This is a genomic window from Bradyrhizobium sp. 930_D9_N1_4, assembly GCF_052076015.1.
GTDB lineage: Bacteria > Pseudomonadota > Alphaproteobacteria > Rhizobiales > Xanthobacteraceae > Bradyrhizobium.
In genome coordinates this window covers 6,599,186-6,623,173 of record NZ_CP197236.1, presented here as the reverse complement: position 1 = coordinate 6,623,173, position 23,988 = coordinate 6,599,186, and the positions used below count along the sequence as shown (strand labels likewise).

Sequence of the window (23,988 nt, the reverse complement as noted above, 5' to 3'; positions counted from 1 at the left end):
CTTATGTACGCTTACGACGAAATCGACCGCACGCTCGTCAACGAGCGCGTCTCGGAGTTCCGCGACCAGGTGAAGCGCCGCCTCTCGGGCGAGCTCACCGAGGACGAGTTCAAGATCCTGCGTCTTCAGAATGGCGTCTATCTGCAACTGCACGCCTACATGTTCCGCGTCGCGATTCCCTATGGGACGCTGGCGACGAACCAGTTGCGGGCGCTCGCCCATGTCGCGCGCAAATACGACCGCGGCTACGGCCACTTCACCACGCGGCAGAATATCCAGTTCAACTGGATCAAGCTCGCCGAATTGCCGGATGCGCTGGCTGATCTGGCCGAAGTCGGCATCCACGCGATGCAGACCTCCGGCAACAACATGCGCAACGTCACCTCGGACCAGTGGGCCGGCGTCGCGCCGGGCGAGATCGAGGATCCCCGCATCTGGTCGGAGCTGATCCGTCAGCACACCACGCTGCATCCGGAATTCTCGTTCCTGCCGCGCAAGTTCAAGATCGCGATCACCGCGTCGGACCACGATCGCGCGGCGATCAAGATCCACGACATCGGGCTGAAGCTGATCAAGAACGAGAAGGGCGAGACCGGCTTTGAAGTGCTGGTCGGCGGCGGTCTCGGCCGCACGCCGTTCATCGGCAAGACCATCAAGCACTTCGTCCACGGCCGCGATATCCTCAGCTATATCGAGGCGATCCTTCGCGTCTACAATCAGTACGGCCGCCGCGACAACATCTACAAGGCCCGCATCAAGATCCTGGTGCACGAGCTCGGCATCGAGAAGTTCTCGCGCGAGGTCGAGGAGGAGTGGCAGCACATCCGCAACTCCTCGCTCCAGATCGACGACGAAGTGATCGAGGACATCCGCTCGCGCTTCGCCTATCCTGCCTATGAGAAGCTGCCGCACAATCCGGACGAGCTGCGCCAGGCCGCGGCCGATCCCGATTTCGAGGCGTGGCGCAAGAACTCGGTCGCCCCGCACAAGATGCAGGGCTACTCCATCGTCACGATCTCGCTGAAGCCGATCGGGGCGCCCCCCGGCGATGCCACGGCCGAGCAGATGGATGCACTGGCCGATCTCGCCGACAAATATTCCTTCGGCGAGGTCCGCGTCGGCCACGAGCAGAACCTCGCGCTGCCGCATGTTGCCAAGCGTGATTTGCCGGCGCTGTGGAAGGCGCTCGACCAGCTTGGGCTGGCGACCCCGAACGTCAATTTGATCACCGACATCATCGCCTGCCCGGGGCTGGACTATTGCTCGCTGGCGAATGCGCGTTCGATCCCGATCGCGCAGGAGCTGACGCGGCGCTTTGCCAACCATGAGCTGGCCAATCTGATCGGCCGTCTGCACATCAACATCTCCGGCTGCATCAATGCCTGCGGCCACCACCATGTCGGCCATATCGGCATTCTCGGCGTCGAGAAGAACGGCGAGGAGGTCTACCAGATCACCATCGGCGGCCGCGCCGACGAGGGCGCCGCGCTCGGCACACTCATCGGCCCCGGCGTGAAGTTCGACGAGGTCGCGGACGTCATCGAAGACGTCGTGGAAGCCTATCTGGCGTTGCGCGAGCGGCCCGAAGAACTGTTCATGGACACGGTCAAGCGCCTCGGCGTCGAGCCCTTCAAGGAGCGCGTCTATGCCACTCGTTAATGGCGGAAAAATCGTCGACGACGGCTTCGTCAAGCTGGCCGTCGATACGCCGCTGCCCGAGAGCGGCGACATCCTGGTGCCGGCCGAGCGCTTCGTCGGCGAAGCGGATACGTTGCTCAAGCGCGCCGGCAAGGTCGGCGTGATCTGGCCGAACAACCGCGACATCGACGAGCTGGTGCCGTATCTCGGCAAGGTGGCCACGGTTGCGCTGGTGTTCCCGACGTTCCGCGACGGACGTGCCTACAGCCAGGCGCGGCTGCTGCGCGAGCGCTTTAATTATCGCGGCGATTTGCGAGCGACCGGGCAGATCCTGCGCGATCAGTTCGTGTTCATGCTGCGTGCCGGCTTCGATTCGTTCGAGGTCAAGAAGCAGGCCGACGCGGAAGCCTTCATGCAGACCGCGAAGCGCTATTCGGTGTTCTACCAGCCGACCGGCGATGGCCGCATCACGGCGCTGCACCGGCGCATGCAGTTGCGTCACTCCGAAGGTGTCGGCACGTGAACGCAGTCGCGCCTCAGGTTTCCTCAACGCCGGTCCCTGCGCTGCCTTCGGTGGAGCAGCTCGATCGCGCGTTGCGCGATGCCTCGCCCGCCGAAGTCATCGCGGCGGCGCTGAAGACGGTCGGGCGCGAGAAGTTGGCGCTGGTGTCGTCCTTCGGCACGGAATCGGCGACCTTGCTGAAGGTCATGGCGGACGTCGATCCGGCCATCCCCGTGATCTTCCTCGATACGGGTTGGCTGTTCGAGGAAACGCTTGCCTATCGCGACACGCTGATCGAAACACTGGGTCTCAAGGACGTTCGCTCGATCAGGCCTGCCGAGGAGACGCTGTCGCGCGACGATCCCGAGCGCGACCTCTGGTTCTCCGATCCCGACGCCTGTTGCCGTATTCGTAAAGTGGAGCCGCTGTCGCGCGCGCTGAAACCGTTCGATGCCTGGCTCAATGGCCGCAAGCGTTTTCAGGGCAACACGCGCGCCGACATTCCGGTGGTCGAAGACGACGGCGTGCGGTTGAAGTTCAATCCATTCGCCAACGTCTCGCGCGAGGAACTCGAAGCGATTTTCGTCCGCGCCAAATTGCCGCGACACCCACTGGCCGCCTCCGGTTTCCTGTCGGTTGGGTGTATGCCTTGCACCAGCAGAACGGCCGAAGGCGAGGATGCACGCGCGGGTCGATGGCGCGGCCGCGCGAAGACAGAATGCGGCATCCACACGATGAAGACTTCGTAGCACAGTCAAACTGCAACGCTGCAAACAAGAAAATCCGGTTCCGTTGACTCGAACGCGTTTCGCCCTGAGTTATGCCCGGATGCCATCGATGACGCGGGTGTTGTCGAGGCGAATGGAGATGGACATGATGCGCCGTATCGTTCCGCTGGCGGCAGGTTTGCTCGTGACAGGCTTGTTGGCCGGCTCGGCTCTCGCCGCCGACATCAACCTGTTGAACGTGTCGTACGATCCGACGCGTGAACTTTACGTCGAATTCAACAAGGCGTTCGCAGGCGCGTATCAGAAGGAAACCGGCAAGAGCGTCGAGATCAAGCAGTCGCATGGCGGCAGCGGATCGCAGGCACGCGCGGTGATCGACGGATTGCAGGCCGACGTTGTGACGCTCGCGCTCGCCTATGACATCGACGCTGTCGCGAACAAGGGTCTCACCGCGACCGACTGGCAGAAGCGTCTGCCGCAAAATTCATCGCCCTACACGTCGACCATCGTATTCCTGGTGCGCAAGGGCAATCCGAAGGGCATCAAGGACTGGGACGATCTGATCAAGCCGGGCGTCGCCATCATCACGCCCAACCCGAAGACGTCGGGCGGCGCGCGCTGGAATTATCTGGCGGCCTGGGGCTTTGCACAGAAGAAGTACGGCTCGGCCGACAAGGCCAAGGAGTTCGTCGGAAAGCTGTTCCAGCAGGTTCCGGTGCTCGATACCGGCGCGCGCGGCGCGACCGTAACCTTCGTCGAGCGCGGTGTCGGCGACGTGCTGCTCGCCTGGGAGAACGAGGCGTTCCTCGCACTCAAGGAATTCGGTCCGGAGAAATTCGAGATCGTGGCGCCGCCGCTGTCGATCCTCGCCGAGCCGCCGGTCACGATCGTCGACAAGGTTGCCGACAAGAAGGGCACCCGGAACGTCGCCGATGCCTACCTCCAGTACTGGTACACCAAGGAGGGGCAGGAGATCGCCGCGCGCAACTTCTACCGCCCGCGCGACGCCGAGATCGCTAAAAAGTATGAAAAGTCCTTTGCAAAGGTCGAGCTGTTCACGATCGACGATGTGTTCGGTGGCTGGACCAAGGCGCAGAAGGAACATTTTGCCGACGGCGGCGTCTTCGATCAGATCTACAAGAACTGATCGGGCGCTGGCGGAGGGGCTTTAACAGGGGGCCTGGTGAGCGCAATCGCAGCACGACGACGGACATTGCCGGGCTTCGGTCTCACGATGGGACTGACGCTGTCCTGGCTGTCCATCATCATCCTGATTCCGCTCGCCGGGCTGTTCCTCAAATCGCTCGAGCTCAGCCCCGAGCAGTTCTGGAACATTCTTTCCAGCCGCCGCACCCTGAACGCTCTTCGGGTCTCCTTCGGCCTCGCCTTTGCCGCGGCCTGCGTCAACCTCGTCATGGGCAGCATCATCGTCTGGGCGCTGGTGCGCTATCGATTTCCCGGCCGGCGGATTTTCGATGCGATCGTCGACGTGCCGTTCGCGCTGCCGACGGCGGTTGCCGGCGTCGCGCTGACTGCGCTGTTCGCCGAGAAGGGCTGGCTGGGCGCGCCGCTTGCCGCGCTCGGCATCAAGGTGGCGTTCACGCCGGTCGGCATCTTCGTCGCCATGATCTTCATCGGCATTCCCTTCGTGGTGCGCACGGTGCAGCCGGTGCTCCAGGATCTCGACCCCGAGATTGAGGAGGCCGCAGGCAGCCTGGGGGCCAGCCGCTGGCAGACCATCACCCGCGTGATCCTGCCTTCTCTCGCACCGGCGCTGCTCACGGGCCTCGCGCTCGCCTTCGCGCGCGCGGTCGGCGAATACGGCTCGGTGATCTTCATCGCCGGCAATCTGCCCAACATCTCCGAGATTGCGCCGCTCCTGATCGTGATCCGGCTGTCCGAGTTCCGCTACGCCGATGCGACCGCCATCGCGGTGGTCATGCTGGTCGTGTCTTTCGTCATCATCTTTGCCGTCAACCGGCTCCAGCGCTGGGCGCAGAGCCGGATCCCGGTGCGGTGAGGGGCAGATCATGACGATGCAGATCGCAGAACCCGTCTCGCTGGCTTCACCCGATGCGCGCGCGCGTGCCCACGCTGCCGCTGCCCGCGACAGTCTCCGCACCGAGCCGCCCGCGGTGCGCATCGTCATCATCGCGCTGGCCGTGATCTTCCTCAGCGTCTTCGTCGTGCTGCCGCTGGTCCTGGTGTTCGCGCAGGCCTTTTCGAAGGGGGTTCTCGCTTATCTCTCGGCACTGGCCGAGCCGGAGGCGCTGAGTGCGATCAAGCTGACGCTGATCGTCGCGGCGATCTCGGTCGGCCTCAATCTCGTGTTCGGTCTCGTCGCCGCCTGGGCGATTGCGAAGTTTGAGTTTCCAGGCAAGACCTTCCTGATCACGCTGATCGATCTGCCGTTCTCGGTGAGCCCGGTAATCTCCGGCCTCGTCTTCGTGCTGCTGTTCGGCGCGCAGGGCTATTTCGGCAACTGGCTGCGGGATCACGACATCCAGATCCTGTTCGCGGTGCCCGGTATTGCGCTTGCCACCACTTTCGTGACCTTCCCGTTCGTGGCGCGCGCGTTGATCCCGCTGATGCAGGAGCAGGGCACGCAGGAGGAGGAGGCCGCGGTCTCGCTCGGCGCGTCGGGCCTGCAAACCTTCTTCCGCGTCACGCTGCCCAATATCAAATGGGGCGTGCTCTACGGCGTTCTCCTCTGTAACGCGCGCGCGATGGGCGAGTTTGGCGCGGTCTCGGTCGTGTCAGGCCACATCCGTGGCGAGACCAATACGATGCCCCTGCTGGTCGAGATTCTCTACAACGAGTACCAGTTCGTCGCGGCGTTCGCGATCGCCTCACTGCTGGCGATGCTGGCGCTGATCACGCTGATCGCCAAGACCGTTCTCGAAAGTCACCTCGACGAAGGACAAGACGTCAATGACCATTGAAGTCAGGAATCTCGTCAAGAAGTTCGGCAGCTTCAAGGCCCTCGACGGCGTCGACCTCAAGGTCAATGACGGCGAGCTGCTGGCGCTGCTCGGCCCCTCCGGTTCCGGCAAGACCACTCTGCTGCGGATTATCGCAGGCCTTGACTGGCCGGATGCGGGCGACGTTGCCTTCAACGGCGAGGATGCGCTGGCGCAGGGCGCGCGCGAACGTCACGTCGGCTTCGTGTTCCAGCATTACGCGCTGTTTCGTCACATGACGGTGTTCGAGAATGTCGCCTTCGGCCTGCGCGTGCAGCCCCGCGCGATCCGCAAGGACGAAGCGACCATTCGCGCACGCGTCAAGGAGCTGCTCGATCTCGTGCAACTCGACTGGTTGGCCGACCGCTATCCGAGCCAGCTCTCCGGTGGCCAGCGCCAGCGCATCGCACTCGCCCGTGCGCTCGCGATCGAGCCGCGCATCCTGCTACTCGACGAACCCTTCGGCGCGCTCGATGCCAAGGTGCGCAAGGAGCTGCGGAGATGGCTGCGCTCGCTTCATCACGAGATCAACGTCACCTCGATCTTCGTCACCCATGACCAGGAAGAGGCACTGGAAGTCGCCAACCGCGTCGTGGTGATGGACAAGGGCAGGATCGAGCAGATCGGCTCGCCCAACGATGTCTATGAGACCCCGGCGACCGCCTTCGTTCACAGCTTCATCGGCGAATCCATCGAGCTCCCGGTCCAGGTCGAGGGCGGCGTGATCCGGCTCGGCGAGCAGCCGCTTCGCCTTGCGGCGGACGGGCTTGCGCCTGGTGCGTCAAAGCTGTTCGTGCGGCGACATGACATGCTGGTCGGCCCGCCCGGCAGCGGTGCTTTCGAGGGCGCGGTTCAACATGTCCGCAATTTCGGCCCCGTGCAGCGGGCCGAGGTCGTGCTGTCAGGCGGCGAGACCATCGAGATCGACGCCCCCCGCGACAGGGAATTGCGGGCAGGGGACACGATCGGCCTCGAACCCCGCCGCTACCGGGTATTTGCGGGCGCCTGAGCCGCCTCCGACAGGTCGAATTTTCCTCAAAATTCACCTTTCAGCCACGGTTGGTATGCAACAACGGCCCTTCCTCTGGGGGCTCCGATTCATGCGCGCTGCGGCCGCGATAGCTATCACTTTGCTTCTCGCCGGCTGCGCCGGCAACGAAGCGCCGGTCCAGCAGCCGTCGATGTACACCGACATGGCCGTTCCGGGCGCCAAGCTCGACGCGCAGGCGGCCGCGATCATGATCTCGCAATACCGCCAGAACAACGGGCTCGGCACCGTTGCGGTCGACCCCGATCTGATGCGGCTTGCCGAATCCCAGTCCCAGGCCATGGCCGCGGCCAACAAGATGGACCACGACGTCCGCGCGCCGCTGGCCAAGCGTCTTGCCACCGGCGGATATCCGGCCACGGTCGCCGTCGAGAACGTCTCGGCCGGCTATCATACGCTGGCGGAAGCGTTTTCCGGCTGGCGCGACTCGCCGCCCCACCGCGCCAACATGCTCAAGAACGGTGTCACAAAATTGGGCATTGCGGCGGGCTATGCTCCGGGCACCAAATACAAGGTGTTCTGGACCATGATCCTGGCCTCGACGGACCGATAAGCCAGACTTGATCCCGGGATGCATTGACGCCGCGGCGGACTGTCGCCACGGTGGCCCGTCTTTTGTTAATGTTCCCACATGACCGATCATAGCCCGGAAATCGCAACAGTCCCCGCGAAGGCGCAACGCGTCCTGGTGCTCCAGGGCGGCGGTGCGCTCGGCTCCTATCAGGCCGGCGCCTACCAGGCGCTGTGCCATTTCGACTTCGAGCCGGAATGGGTTGCCGGCATCTCCATCGGCGCGGTCAACGCCGCCATCATCGCCGGCAACGAGGGCCATACCCGCGTCAAGCGGCTGAAGGAATTCTGGGAGATGGTCTCCGCGCCGGTGCCGTGGAAGCCGTTCGGCACCAGCGATCACAGCCGCGAGCTGTTCAACTCGACCAGCGCCGCGTTGATCGCGACCTTCGGCGTGCCCGGCTTTTTCATTCCGCGCGTTCCGCCTGCGCCGCTGTGGCCGCCCGGCAGCCCGCAGGCCGAGAGCTACTACGACACCGCGCCACTGAAGAAGACGCTGGAGCGTCTGGTCGATTTCGACCGCATCAACGATCTGAAGACGCGCCTGTCGGTCGGTGCGGTCGGCGTCACCTCGGGCAACTTCAAATATTTCGATAATTTCGAGTTCAAGAAGCTCGGCAAGAAGCTCGGCCCCGAGCACATCATGGCCTCCGGCGCGCTGCCGCCGGGCTTTCCGTCCGTCGTGATCGACGGCGAGCATTATTGGGACGGCGGCATCGCCTCCAACACACCGCTTGACTACGTGCTCGATGCCGAACTCGATCGCGACATGCTGATTTTCCAGGTCGATCTGTTTTCCGCGCGCGGCGATCTGCCGAATTCGCTGCTCGAGGCCACCGAGCGCGAGAAGGACATCCGCTTCTCCAGCCGCACCCGGATGAACACCGACAAGAACAAGCAGATCCACAACGCCCGCAGGGCGGTGCGCGACCTGATTTCGAAATTGCCCGATTATCTCAAGAACGATCCTTCCGTGGAATTCCTTGCGAAGGTATCGCGTGAAAGCACCGTCACCGTGGTGCACCTGATCTACCGCAGCAAGAACTACGAATCCTCGTCCAAGGATTACGACTTCTCGCATGTCGCCATGGTCGAGCATTGGGAAGCCGGCGTGCGCGACGTGCATCTGTCGATGCGCCACAAGGACTGGCTCGAGAAGCCGCAGTCCGGCGAGACCATGGTGACCTACGATCTCACGGGGGACGTCACCGCGCCCCCGCCAAAAAGGAGCGAATAAAATGGGTAGTCTGTCAGGCAAGAACGCCGTCGTCACGGGTTCGACCAGCGGCATCGGCCTTGCCTATGCGCGCGCTTTCGCGGCCGCGGGCGCAAATGTCGTCATCAATGGCTTCGGTTCGCCGGAGGACATCGAGAAGGAGCGTGCCAAGATCGAGTCCGATTTCGGCGTGAAGGCGGTCTATTCGCCCGCCGACATGACCAAGCCGGCGGAGATCGCCGGCATGATCGCGCTCGGCGAGAAGAGCTTCGGGTCGGTCGACATCCTCGTCAACAATGCCGGCATCCAGTTCGTCTCCCCGATCGAGGAATTCCCGCCCGAGAAGTGGGACCAGATCATCGCAATCAATTTGTCCTCGGCCTTCCATGCCATTCGCGCCGCCGTCCCCGGCATGAAGAAGAAGGGCTGGGGCCGCATCATCAACACGGCCTCGGCGCATTCGCTGGTCGCCTCGCCCTTCAAGTCGGCCTATGTGTCGGCCAAGCACGGCATTGCCGGTCTCACCAAGACCGTGGCGCTCGAAGTTGCGACCCACAAGATCACCTGCAACTGCATCAGCCCCGGCTATGTCTGGACGCCGCTGGTCGAGAAGCAGATCCCCGACACCATGAAGGCGCGCAGCCTCACGCGGGAGCAGGTCATCAACGACGTGCTGCTCGACGCCCAGCCGACCAAGGAGTTCGTCACCTCCGAGCAGGTCGCAGCATTGGCACTGTTCCTCTGCGGCGACGATGCCGCGCAGATCACGGGCACCAACCTGTCGATCGACGGCGGCTGGACGGCGGAGTAAGGGTTCGATCCGTAGGGTGGGCAAAGGCGCGAAAGCGCCGTGCCCACCATCTCTCTCGATCGAAAAGGTGATGGGCACGCTTCGCTTTGCCCACCCCACGAGATTTCCGCGCGGTCTTCGCTCAATGCCCCCACGCCAGCGCCGTCACGATCGCGGATGACAAGTTCAACTCCGCGAACAGGATCTTGCCTGCAACCACCATCAGCACGCAGGCGAGTGCCACGCGCAGCACCGTCTCCGGCACACGCGTCGCGCTGTAGCTGCCGAGGATGATGCCGGGCAGCGAGCCCAGCAGCAGCACGCCCATCAGGGTCCAGTCGACCGAGCCGAGCAGCCAGTGCCCGATACCCGCCACCAGCGTCAGCGGCACCGCATGCGCGATGTCGGAGCCGACGATGGTTGCCATCGGCAGGCGCGGGTAGAGCAGCAGCAGCACGGTGACGCCGACCGCGCCGGCGCCGACGGATGAAATCGACACCAGTACGCCGAGCACGATGCCGGTGACGACGGTCGCAATCGCCGTGGTGCGTTCATCGACCTGCTCGAGGCGCTTGCGATAGCGCTCCATGATCGACTTGCGGAAGATCAGCGAGGTCGCGGTGAGCAGCAGCGCGAAGCACAGCACCAGGTTGACGAGATTGCGCTCGGAAGCGCTTTTGAGGTCGAGCTTCCACAGCACGAGCAGCGTCAGCGCGCTCGCTGGAATGCTGCCGCAGGCGAGCCGCAGCACCGCCGGCCAGTGCACGCTGCGCGACCAGCCGTGCACCACGCTGCCGCCGGTCTTGGTCGCGGCGGCATAGAGCAGGTCGGTGCCGACGGCAGTGGAGGGATGGACGCCGAACAGCAGGATCAGCAGCGGCGTCATCAACGAGCCGCCGCCGACGCCGGTCATCCCGACAAGGAGGCCAACGCCGAAACCGGAGGCGACATAAAGCGGATCGATCATGTCTGCGGAATCTTAGGTTTATCTCGTCGGTGGGGCAATACGACGTAGAATAAGTTTCCCCTGGCGTGCAACCGATTGAGCGCAATAAGAAAAATCATGCTGCCGGCCGGCGATGGGCAGCTGTTTCAGCTTGTTCTCGGGTGCGCTGTGAAACAGTCGTTCCCTGAGGGAGCGAGCAAAGGTAAGCGAGCAAGAGCAGGTGCGTAGTACCTACTTACCGAACGCCAGCACGTGCAGCCCCAGCCGCTGCCGCACGATCCAGAACAGCAGCACGGTCTCGAAGCTGAGCGAGATCGAGGTCGCGGCTGCGGCGCCGTGGCCGCCGTAGCGCGGCACCAGGGCGATGCAGAGCACGAGGTTCATCACGAAGGCGAGTGCGTAGGCCAGCGCGCAGATCTTCTGCTGGCCGAGCATGTTGAGCAGGCGCTCGACCGGGCCGATCGCAGAGCGCACCACGAGGCCGATCGCGGCGACGAACATGATGTCGTAGCCGACCGTGAATTGCGGCCCGAACAGCCACAGCAACGGCTTGCCGAGCGCAAGCAGCACGATGGTCGCGGCCAGCGACGGCCAGAACGTCCAGTTGATGGCATGCGCGACATAGGCCGACAGGCGCGCCTTGTCGCCGAGCGCGTTGTATTCGGCGAAGCGATGCGCCGTCGTCGCCGACATCGCGTAGTGGATGAAGGAGACCAGCGCCAGCGTCTTCACCACGGCGAAATAGACGCCGACCTCGTCGGAGGGGCGGAATTGCTGAAGCACCAGCACGTCGGTGTAGGACAGCAGCAGGTAAAAGCTCTCGACCAGCAGGATCGGCAGCGACACCGCGAGCCAGCCGCGGACGTCGTAGGCCTTCGGCCCGGGCTCCATGTGATCGGCGAGCTTGCGGTTCAGCACCACCATCTGCCCGGTCATCGCGATCCACACCGCGCCGGCGCTCGCGACCATCGCGGCGACGGCGCCGAGATGATAGCCGAGCAGGAAGGCGCAGGCCGTGATGCCGATGATCAGTCCCTGGCGGATGATGAATTGCGGCATCAGGCCGAGCTGCATCCAGTCATGCGAGCGCGCGATGCCGTCCTGGGTGTTGGCGACGACGAAGGCGGGCAGCGTCATGCAGCCGATATAGAGCGGCAGCACCTCGGCCGGTTCGATCCAGGGCGACAGCAGCCGGACCATGCCGGCAAGCCCGAGTGACATCATCATGGAGACCGCAAAGACGAGCCAGCGGCTACCGGAGAGAAAGCCGCGCAGCAGCGCCTGGTCGCCGCTGGTGCGGTACTCCGGAATGATCTTTTGCGCGGAGGCCGCGATGCCGAAATCCATCATGCTGCCGAGCAGCAGCACCCAGGTCCAGACATAGACATAGACGCCGTAGTCCGACGTGCCCATCCAGCGCGCCAGCAGAACCTGCGAGAAATAGGCAAGGCCTGCGCTGATGACGCGGATGATGAAGATGGTGCCCGCAAGCCGCCGCGTCAGCGACGCCTCGCTCGACCCGCCCGTCAGTTTTGCGCGCAGCCGTGCAATGAGGCCGGCCGGAGCGGTCGTTGCGGGTTCTGCATCCATCACGGCCAATTCGAAAAGTCCCCGGGCATCCCGAATGTTGCGGCAGGCTTGCTTCAGCAGCCGCGCTTTGCAGCCTTGGGGCTTAGCAACCATTCGTTAAGATTCGGTTGGATCGTCGCGTCATTGCCGGCGGCGGCCTGCACGCGGAAGCACGCTCCGTCTTGCGAAGCGCAGCCGCGCTGCTAGGATACGCGCATATTGGGTTCATTTGGAATTTGCGCTGCCGACCGCATGCGCACTCATTTCGGCCCGGTGCCGGATTGGTCGAGGATCGTCTCCAACATTTGTTGACTTCCAGATCTTGGCGATATTCGACTCCCGGCGGCATGCTTGCGTTGATCACCGGTTTTCAAGAGGAGCGAATTATGCGTCGATTTCTGATGTGTCTGACTGCTCTCGCTGCCATCGCTAGCGTCAATCTCACTTCCGCGGCTCCGGCGCGGGCGGACACGTGGGGATGCTCGTACGAGAAGTGCCTGGCCGCCTGCGCCAAAGTCGGCGGTCAGCGATGCAGCCTGTATTGCACGAAAAAATTGCAGGAAAAGCAGGCCTCGAAGGTCTGCCCCGCGTCCTGACCTATTCCAGGTTCGTATTGAACTCGTACGACTTCTCCGGCCCGACCAGCGTGAACTTCAACGCGGCGCCATCGGGCTTGGCGCCCGGCGGCAATCCGTCGAGCTCGAACGAAAATCGCTTTACGCCTGCCGGGCTTTGCTGGGCCGGCTCCGGAATCGGCAGTGCCCAATCCAGTGTCGGCCCTTCCACGAACAGATTGACGTTGCGGTTGTCAGGCACGACCACGTCGACAACCACATTCCTGGGTCCGTCGCGCTTGATGTCGCGAATGGTCAGCGGATTCGGATCGCCGACATTAGCGGGCTTCGGCACCGTATCCAGCGCGGCACGCAGATTCGCGTCCTCGGTCGAGGCGACGTTGTTGAAGCCGAGCTCGGCACTGGCCTCGACGGGGATGCAGAGCTTTTCGCACACCGCGTAATTGATCTCGGCGCGCAGCGTCACCGGCTTGTCGGCCGCCTTGGCGACAATGCGGAGCGGCAGCACGATCTGGTCGTGATAGCCGATCGAATGACCGCCCGCGCCGTCGGGGAATTTTTGCGGCGCCGGCCACATCACTGTCACGGCTTCGACATTGTCCGACTTCGAGAAGTCGAACCGTGGCGGCACGCCGGAATCGCCCGGCATGCGCCAATAAGTCTTCCACCCCGGCTGGATCTGGAAGGCGATACCACCGAGCAGCACGGCACCGCTGCGTGATCCCGCGAGCAGCCGCACCGCGGAATGTCCGTCGCGCTGCCACGGCGAAGAATCGTCGGCATAGGCCCCCAACGCCAATGACGACGCAAGCAGGGTTGTCGCGACGCCAATCGCCGCATGCAGGGGAACTCTTGTCAGCATGGCACGTCTTTACAGGGTCACCCCGGGGCAAACCATTGAATTGCTTGTGATGGATGCACTTGAATCACGTCCGTGCAACCCTTGATTTGACAGCAGCCCGGCCCGACATCAGGATAGGAATTGAAACCGGAGTGCTTCACCGATGGCTCCCACAGGCAAGAGGACGGGCGAAAGCACCCGCAAGCCGGGCCCCGCGCTCCCCAGTTCTGCTGGATATCTCGATGGCCAGCTCCTGATCGCAATGCCCGTGATGGGCGATGAACGCTTCGAGCGCTCGGTGATCTACCTCTGCGCCCATTCCGCCGAAGGCGCGATGGGCATCATCGTCAATCATCCTGCGGGCAGCATCGACTTCCCCGAGCTGTTGCAGCAGCTCGGCATCATCAGGAAGGGCGAGCAAATCAAGCTGCCGGAGAATGCCGAGAGCATGAAGGTGCTGCGCGGCGGCCCGGTCGACACGGGCCGCGGCTTCGTGCTGCACTCCAGCGATTTCTACATCGAGAACGCGACGCTCCGGATCGACGACGGCGTCTGCCTGACCGCGACCGTCGACATCCTGCGCGCGATCGCCAACGGCTCCGGCCCCAAGCACGCCATCCTCGCGCTCGGCTATGCCGGCTGGGCGCCGGGCCAGCTCGAGACCGAAATCCAGAGCAACGGCTGGCTGCATTGCGACGCCGATTCGGATTTGATCTTCGGCGACGATGTCGACGAGAAGTACGGACGTGCGTTGCGGAAGATCGGTATCGACCCCGGCATGCTCTCGAACGAGGCGGGGCACGCGTAGCGTCTCTCTCGCTGTCATGCCCCGCCTAGTGCGCAATTGCGCACGGGGGGCGGGGCATCCAGTACGCCGCGGCCCATCGATTGAATTGCAACGGTCTCGGAGTACTGGATCGCCCGGTCAAGCCGGGCGATGACACCGGTTGCTGAGTAGATATTACTCCGCCGCCTGCTGCTGCACTGTCGGCTCCGTCCCCGCCACCGTCGCCCTGCGCATGTCCCGCGGCTGGGATTGGTCGTAACGGCGGACGCGGTGCATGGTCTGGCGGTTGTCCCACATCACGAGGTCATGCAGCTTCCATTTATGGACGTAGACGAAGTCCGCGTTGGTCGCGTGCTCGTTGAGATCGCGCAGCAGCAGCCGCCCCTCCGGCACGCTCATGCTGACGATCTTGCCGGCATGCGATGACAGATACAGCGACTTGCGGCGATGCACCGGATGGGTCCGCACCAGCCGTTGCAGCACCGGCTTGAACATCGCCTTCTCGTCGTCGGTGTATTCGGTGAAGCCGAGCGATCCCCGCGAATACATCAGCGAGTGTTCGCAGACGAGATCCTCGATCTCCGTCTTGGTGTCGTCGTCGAGCGCGTCATAGGCCGCGCGCATGTCGGCGAATTCGGTGTTGCCGCCCTTCGGGTTCACCACGCGCGCCGACAGCAGCGAGAACTTGGCCGGGATGGGACGGAACGAGCTGTCGGAATGCCACAGGCAGTTACCGAGATTGAACAGATGCGCGCGGCTGTCCTTCGCCAGCGGCTTGCCGTCCTTGCCGAGATTGGAGACGTCGTTCAGGCCCGACTGGAGCCGGTAGTCCTTTTCTTTCGTGACCGTGCCGCCACGTGCATCCTCGCGCTGGCCAAAGTTCAGCGCAAAAGCCATCTGCTGCTCGTCGTCGATGTCCTGGTCGTGAAAGACGAGCACCGCATATTTGTCCATGGCGGCCTCGACCTCGCGCGCCTCGTCCGGTGTGAGCGGCTTTCGCAGATCGAGGCCGGACACCTCGCCGACAAAATGCGTCTGAAGCTGCCGGATGGCGATCGTCATGGCGTCTCTCCCGCGAACCGCGAGCGGTTGGTCCCGCTCTGCCGGTAAAAAAGCTACTCCCGCACTCGTGGTTGTCAACGCTGGCCGCGCATGGCTCTCACGCGTTTCTCGCCATCAACCCGCCATCCACCGGGATCACCGCACCGGTGAGAAACGACGCGGCCGGCAGGCACAGGCTCAGCGTCATATGCGCGACCTCTTCGGGGTCGCCGTAGCGGTCGAGGGCCGTGCGGCGCTTGGCATAGATCGTCTTGTGCTCTTCCGAGATGCGGTCGGTGATGGCGGTGCGGATCGGCCCCGGGCAGATGCAATTGACGGTGATGCCCTCGCGGCCGAGCTCGACGGCGAGCGAGCGTGTGAGGCTGGCCACGCCGCCCTTCGCCGCCGAATAGGGGCTGTGCAATCCGGTGGCGCCAAGCGCTTCGGTGGACGCGATGTTGACAATGCGCGGGGATTGCGACTTGCGCAGATGCGGCAGCGCGGCGCGGATGATGCGCGGATGCGCTGTCAGCATCACCGCGATGCCCCTGGCCCAGGCGTCTTCATAGGCCTCGTCATCGATCGCGACGCGCACGGAGATGCCGGCATTGTTGACGATGATGTCGAGCCCGCCGAAATGCGCGGCGACATCACCAACCACCCGCTTGATCTCGCCGCCGTCGGCGACATCGAGCTTCCACGCCTTCGCCGAGCCGCCGCTTGCTGCGATCTCCTTCGCAACGGCGTGCGCGCCTTGCTCGTCATAATCAGTGACGGCGACGTTCGCGCCCTCGGACGCAAACACGCGCGCAGTCGCACGCCCCATGCCGCTCGCAGCGCCCGTGACGAGAACGGTCAGGCCCTTTACGGAGCGGCTGAGCTGCTTGAAGTCGGACATGGCGTTTCCTCGCGGCGTCTTGTTTGTTGTTATGATTGACAAGGCTGGCACCGATCCGCAGACAGGTCAAACAAGCAAAACAAAAGGGGAGGCCGCGATGGCGAACGAGCTGGATTTCTCGGGCAGGCAGGTGCTGGTCGTCGGCGGCTCCAGCGGTATCGGCAACGGCATCGCGCAAGCCTTTCGCACCAGAGGCGCGCATGTTGCGGTGTGCGGCACGCGTGCTCATGCAGCGGAATATTCGGCCGATGAAGGTTCCGATCTCGCGGGGCTTTCTTACGCGCAGCTCGATGTTAGCAACCCCGCTGCGATCGAAGCCTTCAAGCCGTCGTTCGACCGGCTCGATGTCCTCGTGCTCGCGCAAGGCGCCGTGCTCTATCGCCGCGGCGAGTTCGAGATGAGCGGCTTCCGCAAGGTCGTCGAAGTCAACCTGATGAGCCTGATGGCGTGCGCGACGCGATTTCATTCCATGTTGCGGGATGCCAGGGGCGCGCTGATCATGGTGTCCTCGACCGCGGCCTATCACTCCACCATGGGCAATCCCGGCTACAACGCCTCGAAGACTGGCGCGGTCGGATTGACGCGGACGCTCGGCGAGGCCTGGGCCGAGGACGGCATCCGCGTCAACGGCATCGCGCCCGGTCTGGTCGACACCAAGATGACCAAGGTGACCACCGACAATCCCAAGCGGCTCGAAGGCGCATTGTCGCGCATTCCGCTGCGGCGATTGGGCACGCCGGCCGACATGGCGGGCGCGGCCCTGTTCCTGGCCTCGCCGCTGTCGTCCTACATCATCGGCCAGACGCTGGTCGTCGATGGCGGGCTGATCCTGTAGGCGGGCTACACACTTTCAATCCGACTTGGAACCGCGTCGCTCCTGATCGGTTACTTGGGCAGACCCCCGAGGAGGAGCATCATGGATAAAGATCGGATCGTTGGATCGGCCAAGGAATTCGCTGGACGCGCAGAAGGCGCCGTCGGTGATCTCGCTGGCGATGCGCAGACACAGGCGTCAGGCAAGGCCCGCGAAGCGGCAGGCACCGTGCAGAATCTCTACGGCCAGGCCAAGGACGCCGTGCGTGACGCCACGGATACTGCGGCGAGCTACGCCAAGGACGCCTACGACAAGCCGGCCGAAACCCTGCGCGACGGTTCGCAGGCGATTGCCCAGAAGGTGCAGGACAATCCGCTCGGATCACTCCTGATCGCCGGCGGCATCGGCTTCGCACTCGCGCTGCTGATGTCGCGCCCCGCCCGCCGCCCGCCGCCGCGCTGGCGTTATTAATTACGGCTGAGTCAAAGCCACATCTCTCGTGCCCCGGACGCGCTGCAGCGCTAGAGCGCTGCTGCGCAGAGCCGGGGCCCGTTCTTTTATGATTGCCGCAAGTGCTGGGTCTCGGCTCTGCATCGCATCACTAAGACGTGCTGCGACGCGTCCGGGACATGAGATCAACTACCGGACTTCCGCCGCCCGTCCGACGTTACCCGGCGGACGCGGGATCCCGGGGTTCGGATTCGGGCTGCGCGGACCCGGCGCGGGCGCGAGTTGACGCGGCGCCGGCTGCGGCGAACCGAAGCCGAAGAAATCACGCAACGACGGCTGGGCCTGTGCCGGTTGCTGCACGACCGGCGGCTTCTTCGGCGCCAGCTTTGGCGGCGCGATCGCTGCGGCAGTGCCCGGAGCAACATTGCCGTCAGGCGTGGTCGTGGCCATCGGCGTATCGCCCTTGGCTTGCTCGCGGCCGACTTCGCGGCGCGGCCAGGCATAGTCGTCGGCACGGCCGGCCGGAGCGGCCAGCGGTTCGCCCTTCACCATCGTCCTCGCAGCGAGCGCATCGACGGAGGCCGGCCGGGAGCCCGGTCCACCCAGCAATTGATCGGTCGAGATCGAGGCCGCAACCAGCGGCACGATCGGGCCGGCGAGCGGCCGCGGCGCGGGCTTGCCGGGCTCGGCGCTGGTGTCGGGCGTCGCCGGTTCGCTCGGCAGCGCGATCGGGCCGGAGCGCCCCGCAAGCAGGCGCGTAATCTCGCGCTCGACATAGTGCGCAAGCTTGCGCGCGCCGGGCTTGGTGAAATAGACGCCGTCCCCGCTGCGCAGCTGACGGATCTGGCCTTCGAAATCCGGACCCTTCTGAAGGAAGCGGCCGGCTTCGTCGACAAAGCCGTCCCAGACGTCGACATAGGTGATACCGGCCTTGGCCGCGCCTTCGCGATAGAGCGAATCCAGGAACAGCATGTCCGCCGTGCCCTTGGGGCCGCGGATCGCGGGCAGGCCGACCCAGAGCACGGGCACGCCCTTGGCCTTGAGGACATTGGCAAGCTCCTCGATCTTCTTGCCGTAAAGCTCGACCCAGCGCTCGTCACGGAATTCAGTGAGGCCGTTCGGATTGCGCGCGGTCTTCTCGGGCGCGCCGCCCGCCGGCGTATCGGCGTTGTCGGCATCGTCCTGCGGCAGGTCGGTGTCGGCCGGTTTGTCGTCCGGCTTCGCCGCGGTATCGCCGGGCTTGGCGTCGCCGGGCTTCGCCGGCGGCTTGCCGCGCGCGCCCTTGTCGTTCTTTTTGTCCTTGTCGGAAGGCTTGTCGGGCGCGGCTTCGCGGATCGCCATGCGGTCGTTGAGGCCGAGCATGACGACGATGGCGTCAGGCTTTTCGGTCTCGAGGATACCCTTTGCCGCCGCCACCCAATCCGAGGGCTCGCCGCGCGGCTGGTACTTGATCAGGCCCGAATTGGTCTTGTGCTTGCGGATCACACCCATGTCGGGCTGATCGCTGTAGGCGTCTTCGAGACCGTAGGCGAGCCAGTCGGCCATGGCGTCGCCGATCACCAGCACGTTCTTGTCCGGAATGGTGTCGCGCTTGGCCGGCGCCGGGGCGCGGGAAAAGTCCTGGCGCGGTGCCTGCGGCTGTTGCTGCTGGAACGGTGCGAAGAAGTCGCCGCCGAACCACCCGCCGTCGCGTCCGCCGCCGCGTTGTGGCGGGGCTTGGCGCTGCGGCGGACCGCCGAAGCCGGGGAAGTTGAAGAACTGCGCCGAGGCTGGTCCCGCGATCGAGACCAGAATCGCGAGCGCCGTCCCCAGCGCGATCAACGGGCCGGTCTCGGTCAGCACCTTGAAGAAGGACTTATGCTTCGACATGCGATCTCGGGCACGCGCAATGGGGATCGGAACAGGCTCGATATACTAACGGAATCGGGCGCCAAACGGGCAAACTCCGTGGCAGATTCTCTTGAAGATTCTTGTTCTCTTGAAGATTCCTGACCCATACGCCGGGGAACAGCCGCCTCCGTCAAGGCTGGCTGCCAAAATCCCTGTTCAGGGTTACTTTCGGCGCGATTTTACCGCCCGCGTAGCCGGTCCAGCGCGTCTGACGAGGCAAACCCGTCGGCGGGCACCCCGATCGAGGCCTGGAAATTGCGCAGCGCTTCCCTTGTCTGGCCGCCGAACTGGCCGTCCGGGGTGCCCTTGTAGAAGCCGCGCTGGGCCAGCAGCTGCTGGAGTTCCAGTCGCTCGGTGCGGGACAGCTCGCGCTCCTGCCGCGGCCAGGGCTGCACGAAGGGCTGGCCGCCGCGCAGCCGGTCGGCGAAATGGCCGATCGCCAGCGCGTAGGCCTCGGCCGGGTTGTACTTCATGATGACGCGGTAGTTCTGGAGCATCAGGAAGCCCGGTCCCTGCGCGCCGGCCGGCGCCAGCAGATAGGCTTTCTCCGCCGGATGCGGGAAGGGCTGGTTGGCCGGCCGCTTCAGCCCGAGCTTCTCCCACTGCGCCATCGTCATCGCCTTGGCGCGGTCGGCCAGCATGTAGTTGAAGCCCTTGGGCACCACGACCTCGTAGCCCCAGGTCTGGCCGGCCTGCCAACCGTCCTTCTTCAGATTGTTGGCAGTCGACGCAATCAGATCGGTCGGATTGTCGACGACGTCGCGGCGTCCGTCGCCGTCGCCATCGACGGCGAAGCGCTTGAACGCGGTCGGCATGAACTGGGTCGGCCCGAACGCGCCGGCCCAGGAGCCGCGCATCTGCTCCGGCCTGAGATCGCCGCGATTGACGATCTCCAGCGCGGAGAGGAATTCGTCCTTGAAATAGGCCTGGCGGCGGCCGATGCAGGCGAGCGTCGCGGTCGATTGCAGCACGCTGCGGTCGCCCATCTGCGTCGAGTAATTGGACTCGATGCCCCAGATCGAGGCGATGATGTAGCGGTCGACGCCAGTGGCCTTTTCGGTGGCCTCGAACTGCGCCTTGTATTTGGCGAGCACCTCGCGGCCCTTGGCGAGGCGGTTGTCGTTCACGAGGATGTCGAGATAGTCCCAGATCGACTTGGTGAATTCCGGCTGCGAATCCATCAGGTCCATGATGCGCAGGTCAGGCGACAGCCCGGTCGTGAAGCGCTGGAAATTCTCCTGCGTGATGTTGCGGCGTGCGGCATCGGGCCACATCCCTGCAACGCAATTGTTGAAATTGGAGGCGGCCTCGCGGATCGCAGCCGCCGTCATCAGCGGATGGCCGGAGGCGCCGTCCTCGCCGGTCCAGGGCAGGGGGCCGCCGGGGCTGGACGGGGCTTGCGCGGGCGCGGCATTGGGGCCGGAGAAAATGCCGCCGAACAGGTTCGACAGGCCGTTCTGCGCCTGTGCGTGCGCGGCGGCAGGCAACAGCAAGGCGACCGCAACGATTGTTACGTTGGTCACAAATCCAGCACGTTTCGCCAGCGCTGCCACTGATTGCATCATACCTCACCCGTCCGGCCAAATATCCGCCATCAGGAGGCCCGGGACCCGTTGCCAATAGCTTAACAAAGGTGAAATTTTAGTGGCTGCTTTTTTCTTAACTCTGTGATCGGGAGGCCCCACATCCGCCTTTGTTAGCGGCTGCAAACAAGCTAGCAAGAGACCATTGCTCCCTTCACGTCCTCAGGTATTCGATCGATCCCATGAAAATTCGCAAAGCCGTATTCCCCGTCGCCGGCCTCGGTACCCGCGTCCTGCCCGCCACCAAGGCGATGCCGAAGGAAATGCTGACCATCGTCGACAAGCCGCTGATCCAGTACGTCTATGACGAGGCGCGGGAAGCCGGCATCGAGCACTTCATCTTCGTCACCGGCCGCAACAAGAACGTCATCGAAGATCATTTCGACAAGATGTTCGAGCTCGACGCGACGCTGAGCCAGCGCGGCAAGAAGGCCGAGCAGGAAATCCTGGCGGCGAACCAGCCGGAAGCCGGCGCCGTCAGCTTCACCCGTCAGCAGGCGCCGCTCGGCCTCGGTCACGCGGTCTGGTGCGCGCGCGACATCGTCGGCAACGAGCCGTTCGCGGTCGTGCTGCCCGACGAGCTCGTGCTCAACCCGACCGGCTGTCTGAAGCAGATGATCGAGACGGCGTCGTCGCTCGGCGAAAAATCCAACGTCATCGCGGTCGAGGCGGTGCCCGACCATCTCACCCATCAATACGGCATCTGCGGCGTGGGCAAGCGCACCGGCAAGATGTTCGAGGTCGACGGCATGATCGAGAAGCCGGCCAAGGGCACCGCGCCCTCCAACCTCTCCATCACCGGCCGCTACATCCTGCAGCCCGAGATCTTCAAGATCCTGGAGACCCAGGAGCGCGGCGCCGGCGGCGAGATCCAGCTCACCGACGCCATGATCGGGTTGGCCAAATCGCAGAAATTCTACGGCGTCGAGTTCGAGGGCGAGCGCCACGATTGCGGCTCCAAGCCCGGCTTCCTCCGTGCCAACATCGCCTACGGCCTGAAGCGGCCGGAGCTGCGTGACGGGCTGATTGCGGAGATGAAGAAGTATCTGGGGCAGTAGGTCTCGCCTTTCCCCCGCTCGTCATTGCGAGGAGCGAAGCGACGAAGCAATCCAGACTGTTTCTACGGAGACAGTCTGGATTGCTTCGCTTCGCTCGCAATGACGGAGGAGGCCCCTCACGCCACCAGCGACAGCTTCGGCAGGCTCGCGACGACCGACTGATTCCGCCCGCCGGCTTTCGCCGCATACAACGCCTTGTCGGCGGCGGCGACCAGGATCGCCCAGTCCATGCCGGTTGCGGGCACGAAGCTCGCGATGCCGCAGGACACCGTCGAGGCCGTCTGGTCGTCGGACCAGCCCTGCACCTTGCCGCGGATCGCCTCAGCGACCTTGAACGCGTCGGTGGCCGAGGTGTCCGGCAGCAGCACGGCGAATTCCTCGCCGCCATAACGCGCGGCGCAATCGCCGGCGCGGCTCACGGAATCGGAAATGCAGATGGCGATGCCGACCAGCACCTGGTCGCCGGCCTGGTGGCCGAACGTGTCGTTATAGGCCTTGAAGTGGTCGGCATCGATCATTAACAGCGCGACCGGCGTCTTCTGGCGCATCGCGCGCCGCCATTCCACCTCGATGACGGAATCGAACTTGCGGCGGTTCTTCAGGCCGGTGAGTGCATCCGTCGTCGCCATCTCCTCGAGCTTGTTTTCGGCCTCGGCGCGCCGGCGGATCTCGCGCGCGAGCACGAGCGTCGATCCCAGCACGAACAGTGCAAGCGTCAGCACCACCGCGCCGATGCGAAAAGCCTCCCGCTGCCACAGCGCGAACACGGCGCTCAGCGGCTTGCCCGCCACCACGAACAACGGGCCGCTGTCGCCGCTGCGCGCATAGAGGCGCGGCGTCGGATCGACCGGGCCCTGGCCCGAGAAGGCCGAGCCGACCCTGAGATTGTCGGCCTTCCAGACCCGATGCTCGTTCAAATTCTTGCCGATGACGTCAAGGTCGAAGGGCCGCCGCATCATGATGGTGCGGTCGCGCTTGAGCACGGTGATGGTGTCTTCGGGGTCGAGGGTCAACCGTTCGAACAATTCGTGGAAATAGCTGAAGCGGATCGAGCCGGCGACGACGCCCAGGAAGCCGCCGTCGGTGTCGCTGATGCGCCGGCTCAGCACGATCGAATAGGCGCCGCGAAACAGCCTCGGACGGCTGATGAACAGGCCGGCGCCGGGATTGTCGCGGTGAACCGAGAAATAGTCCTCGCTGCCGCGGTTCTGCGGAACCGGATCCAGCGTGGAGGCATCGATGGTCAGATTGCCCTCGGCGTCGAACACCTGGATGGCGCCGAAGTGCTTCGCCGTCGTGGCGTGGTCGAACAGGATCAGGTGACGGATCGCCTTGGAGACCGTGTTGACCTCGGGCAGCAGCATGTTGCTGGCGACCGCCTTCAGGGACAGGTCGTAGATCTCGATGTTGCGGCTGATGTCGGAGTCGATGGAGGTCGCGAGATTCTCCAGCGTCTGGCGGGCGAGCGCCTCCTCGCCGCGGCGCATGTCGAGCATGACGTTGACGCAAATGGCGGAAAAGCCGATCACCGTCACGATGGACGATATGATCAGCAGCTTCGCCGAAATGCGCCAAGGCCGGCGGGCCGTGACGTCGCGCCATCCAGACAGCATCGTTTGCTCCCGACACTAGTGGATGCGCCCGAAATCTTGCGTAGTGTTTAAGCCGGGACGGCGCTGCCGCAATGAGTTAAGAAAGAGTGTATTCAGCTGACGCTTTTTGGCAGACCCCATTGAGCGAATTTGGGTATCGAACGAGAGGACGATCGTGAACGACTACGACGCACTGCGCGACTATTTGATGCGGCACAAGCAGGCGGAATTCGTGCTGACCTATGAGCAGATCGAGGAGATCATCGGCGCGGCGCTGCCGCGCGCGGCCAACCGTGCCTCATGGTGGGACACCCAGCGCAGCCCCGACATCCAGATGCCGCAGCGCGAAGCCTGCATCGCCGCGGGTTTCAAGGCGATGCGAATGCCGGACGGCGCGAGCGTGCGGTTCACGAAGCTGAGGAAGGACGGGCGCAGGCCGGGATAGGGCGTCGTGGTCTCGTAGGGTGGGCAAAGCAAAGCGTGCCCACCATC

General features: G+C 64.2%; 23 protein-coding genes. 15 read left to right on the top strand and 8 right to left on the bottom strand.

The window, feature by feature from the left end; genetic code table 11:
• Positions 1-3: 3 nt before the first annotated feature.
• From AB7532_RS31500 to AB7532_RS31455, 10 genes are all read left to right on the top strand, one after another.
• On the top strand, positions 4-1,659 hold the full coding sequence (locus tag AB7532_RS31500) for a nitrite/sulfite reductase (RefSeq protein ID WP_441238555.1): 1,656 nt from the start codon (positions 4-6) through the stop codon (positions 1,657-1,659).
• Positions 1,646-2,161, top strand: coding sequence for a DUF934 domain-containing protein (locus AB7532_RS31495; RefSeq protein WP_441238554.1), 516 nt, complete (start codon positions 1,646-1,648; stop codon positions 2,159-2,161). The genes AB7532_RS31500 and AB7532_RS31495 overlap by 14 nt, the downstream gene beginning before the upstream one ends.
• Positions 2,158-2,889 carry a phosphoadenylyl-sulfate reductase gene (locus AB7532_RS31490; RefSeq protein ID WP_441238553.1) on the top strand — a complete coding sequence of 244 codons (732 nt, stop codon included), beginning with the start codon at positions 2,158-2,160 and terminating at the stop codon, positions 2,887-2,889. Before AB7532_RS31495 ends, AB7532_RS31490 begins: the two co-directional genes overlap by 4 nt.
• Before the next feature lie 112 nt (positions 2,890-3,001).
• Positions 3,002-4,015: a sulfate ABC transporter substrate-binding protein gene (locus tag AB7532_RS31485; RefSeq protein ID WP_441239393.1), complete on the top strand. Its 1,014-nt coding sequence runs from the start codon at positions 3,002-3,004 to the stop codon at positions 4,013-4,015.
• Positions 4,016-4,051: 36 nt separating this feature from the next.
• A complete protein-coding gene (cysT, locus tag AB7532_RS31480) occupies positions 4,052-4,888 on the top strand; it encodes a sulfate ABC transporter permease subunit CysT (RefSeq protein ID WP_441238552.1) in 837 nt (278 codons plus the stop codon).
• A gap of 10 nt (positions 4,889-4,898) precedes the next feature.
• Entirely contained in the window at positions 4,899-5,810 is a 912-nt protein-coding gene (gene cysW / locus AB7532_RS31475; RefSeq protein WP_441238551.1) for a sulfate ABC transporter permease subunit CysW, read from the top strand.
• Positions 5,800-6,837 carry a sulfate/molybdate ABC transporter ATP-binding protein gene (locus tag AB7532_RS31470; RefSeq protein ID WP_441238550.1) on the top strand — a complete coding sequence of 346 codons (1,038 nt, stop codon included), beginning with the start codon at positions 5,800-5,802 and terminating at the stop codon, positions 6,835-6,837. The genes cysW and AB7532_RS31470 overlap by 11 nt, the downstream gene beginning before the upstream one ends.
• Positions 6,838-6,928: 91 nt before the next feature.
• A complete protein-coding gene (locus AB7532_RS31465) occupies positions 6,929-7,429 on the top strand; it encodes a CAP domain-containing protein (RefSeq protein WP_441238549.1) in 501 nt (166 codons plus the stop codon).
• Positions 7,430-7,507: 78 nt separating this feature from the next.
• A complete protein-coding gene (locus AB7532_RS31460; RefSeq protein ID WP_441238548.1) occupies positions 7,508-8,683 on the top strand; it encodes a DUF3734 domain-containing protein in 1,176 nt (391 codons plus the stop codon).
• Position 8,684: 1 nt separating this feature from the next.
• Complete coding sequence (locus AB7532_RS31455) at positions 8,685-9,473, top strand: 3-hydroxybutyrate dehydrogenase (RefSeq protein ID WP_441238547.1); 789 nt, start codon at positions 8,685-8,687, stop codon at positions 9,471-9,473.
• A gap of 121 nt (positions 9,474-9,594) precedes the next feature.
• On the opposite strand, the gene AB7532_RS31450 is transcribed toward AB7532_RS31455, so the two are convergent.
• The 3 genes from AB7532_RS31450 to AB7532_RS31440 all read right to left on the bottom strand — a co-directional run bounded on the left by AB7532_RS31450 (position 9,595) and on the right by AB7532_RS31440 (position 13,404).
• A complete protein-coding gene (locus AB7532_RS31450) occupies positions 9,595-10,419 on the bottom strand; it encodes a sulfite exporter TauE/SafE family protein (protein ID WP_441238546.1) in 825 nt (274 codons plus the stop codon).
• A gap of 210 nt (positions 10,420-10,629) precedes the next feature.
• The gene (locus tag AB7532_RS31445) at positions 10,630-11,997 is read right to left on the bottom strand and encodes a flippase (protein ID WP_441238545.1); all 1,368 of its coding nucleotides are present in this window, start codon (positions 11,995-11,997) and stop codon (positions 10,630-10,632) included.
• Between the two features lie 567 nt (positions 11,998-12,564).
• Positions 12,565-13,404 (bottom strand): protein-disulfide reductase DsbD domain-containing protein, encoded by an 840-nt coding sequence (locus AB7532_RS31440; RefSeq protein WP_441238544.1) that lies wholly within the window; start codon positions 13,402-13,404, stop codon positions 12,565-12,567.
• A 142-nt stretch (positions 13,405-13,546) separates the two neighbouring features.
• On the opposite strand from AB7532_RS31440, the gene AB7532_RS31435 reads away from it, so the two are divergent.
• On the top strand, positions 13,547-14,191 hold the full coding sequence (locus AB7532_RS31435) for a YqgE/AlgH family protein (protein ID WP_441238543.1): 645 nt from the start codon (positions 13,547-13,549) through the stop codon (positions 14,189-14,191).
• A gap of 153 nt (positions 14,192-14,344) precedes the next feature.
• On the opposite strand, the gene AB7532_RS31430 is transcribed toward AB7532_RS31435, so the two are convergent.
• Positions 14,345-15,232, bottom strand: a complete 888-nt coding sequence (locus AB7532_RS31430) for a TauD/TfdA dioxygenase family protein (protein ID WP_441238542.1) — start codon at positions 15,230-15,232, stop codon at positions 14,345-14,347.
• Between the two features lie 97 nt (positions 15,233-15,329).
• On the bottom strand, positions 15,330-16,109 hold the full coding sequence (locus tag AB7532_RS31425) for an SDR family NAD(P)-dependent oxidoreductase (RefSeq protein ID WP_441238541.1): 780 nt from the start codon (positions 16,107-16,109) through the stop codon (positions 15,330-15,332).
• 97 nt (positions 16,110-16,206) lie between these two features.
• Here AB7532_RS31425 and AB7532_RS31420 point away from each other — a divergent pair, with 97 nt between their 5' ends.
• Together AB7532_RS31420 and AB7532_RS31415 are read left to right on the top strand one after the other, a co-directional pair.
• Positions 16,207-16,944 (top strand): SDR family NAD(P)-dependent oxidoreductase, encoded by a 738-nt coding sequence (locus tag AB7532_RS31420; protein ID WP_441238540.1) that lies wholly within the window; start codon positions 16,207-16,209, stop codon positions 16,942-16,944.
• 81 nt (positions 16,945-17,025) lie between these two features.
• Complete coding sequence (locus AB7532_RS31415) at positions 17,026-17,394, top strand: CsbD family protein (protein ID WP_441238539.1); 369 nt, start codon at positions 17,026-17,028, stop codon at positions 17,392-17,394.
• 168 nt (positions 17,395-17,562) lie between these two features.
• On the opposite strand, the gene AB7532_RS31410 is transcribed toward AB7532_RS31415, so the two are convergent.
• Together AB7532_RS31410 and AB7532_RS31405 are read right to left on the bottom strand one after the other, a co-directional pair.
• Positions 17,563-19,242, bottom strand: a complete 1,680-nt coding sequence (locus tag AB7532_RS31410; protein ID WP_441238538.1) for an SGNH/GDSL hydrolase family protein — start codon at positions 19,240-19,242, stop codon at positions 17,563-17,565.
• 200 nt (positions 19,243-19,442) lie between these two features.
• Positions 19,443-20,825 (bottom strand): lytic murein transglycosylase, encoded by a 1,383-nt coding sequence (locus AB7532_RS31405; protein WP_441239392.1) that lies wholly within the window; start codon positions 20,823-20,825, stop codon positions 19,443-19,445.
• 203 nt (positions 20,826-21,028) lie between these two features.
• Between AB7532_RS31405 and galU the strand changes: the two genes are divergently transcribed.
• Positions 21,029-21,904, top strand: a complete 876-nt coding sequence (gene galU / locus AB7532_RS31400; RefSeq protein ID WP_441238537.1) for a UTP--glucose-1-phosphate uridylyltransferase GalU — start codon at positions 21,029-21,031, stop codon at positions 21,902-21,904.
• A 116-nt stretch (positions 21,905-22,020) separates the two neighbouring features.
• On the opposite strand, the gene AB7532_RS31395 is transcribed toward galU, so the two are convergent.
• Positions 22,021-23,517, bottom strand: coding sequence for a sensor domain-containing diguanylate cyclase (locus tag AB7532_RS31395; protein WP_441238536.1), 1,497 nt, complete (start codon positions 23,515-23,517; stop codon positions 22,021-22,023).
• A 154-nt stretch (positions 23,518-23,671) separates the two neighbouring features.
• Here AB7532_RS31395 and AB7532_RS31390 point away from each other — a divergent pair, with 154 nt between their 5' ends.
• A complete protein-coding gene (locus tag AB7532_RS31390; protein WP_441238535.1) occupies positions 23,672-23,941 on the top strand; it encodes a DUF7662 domain-containing protein in 270 nt (89 codons plus the stop codon).
• Positions 23,942-23,988 lie beyond the last annotated feature (47 nt).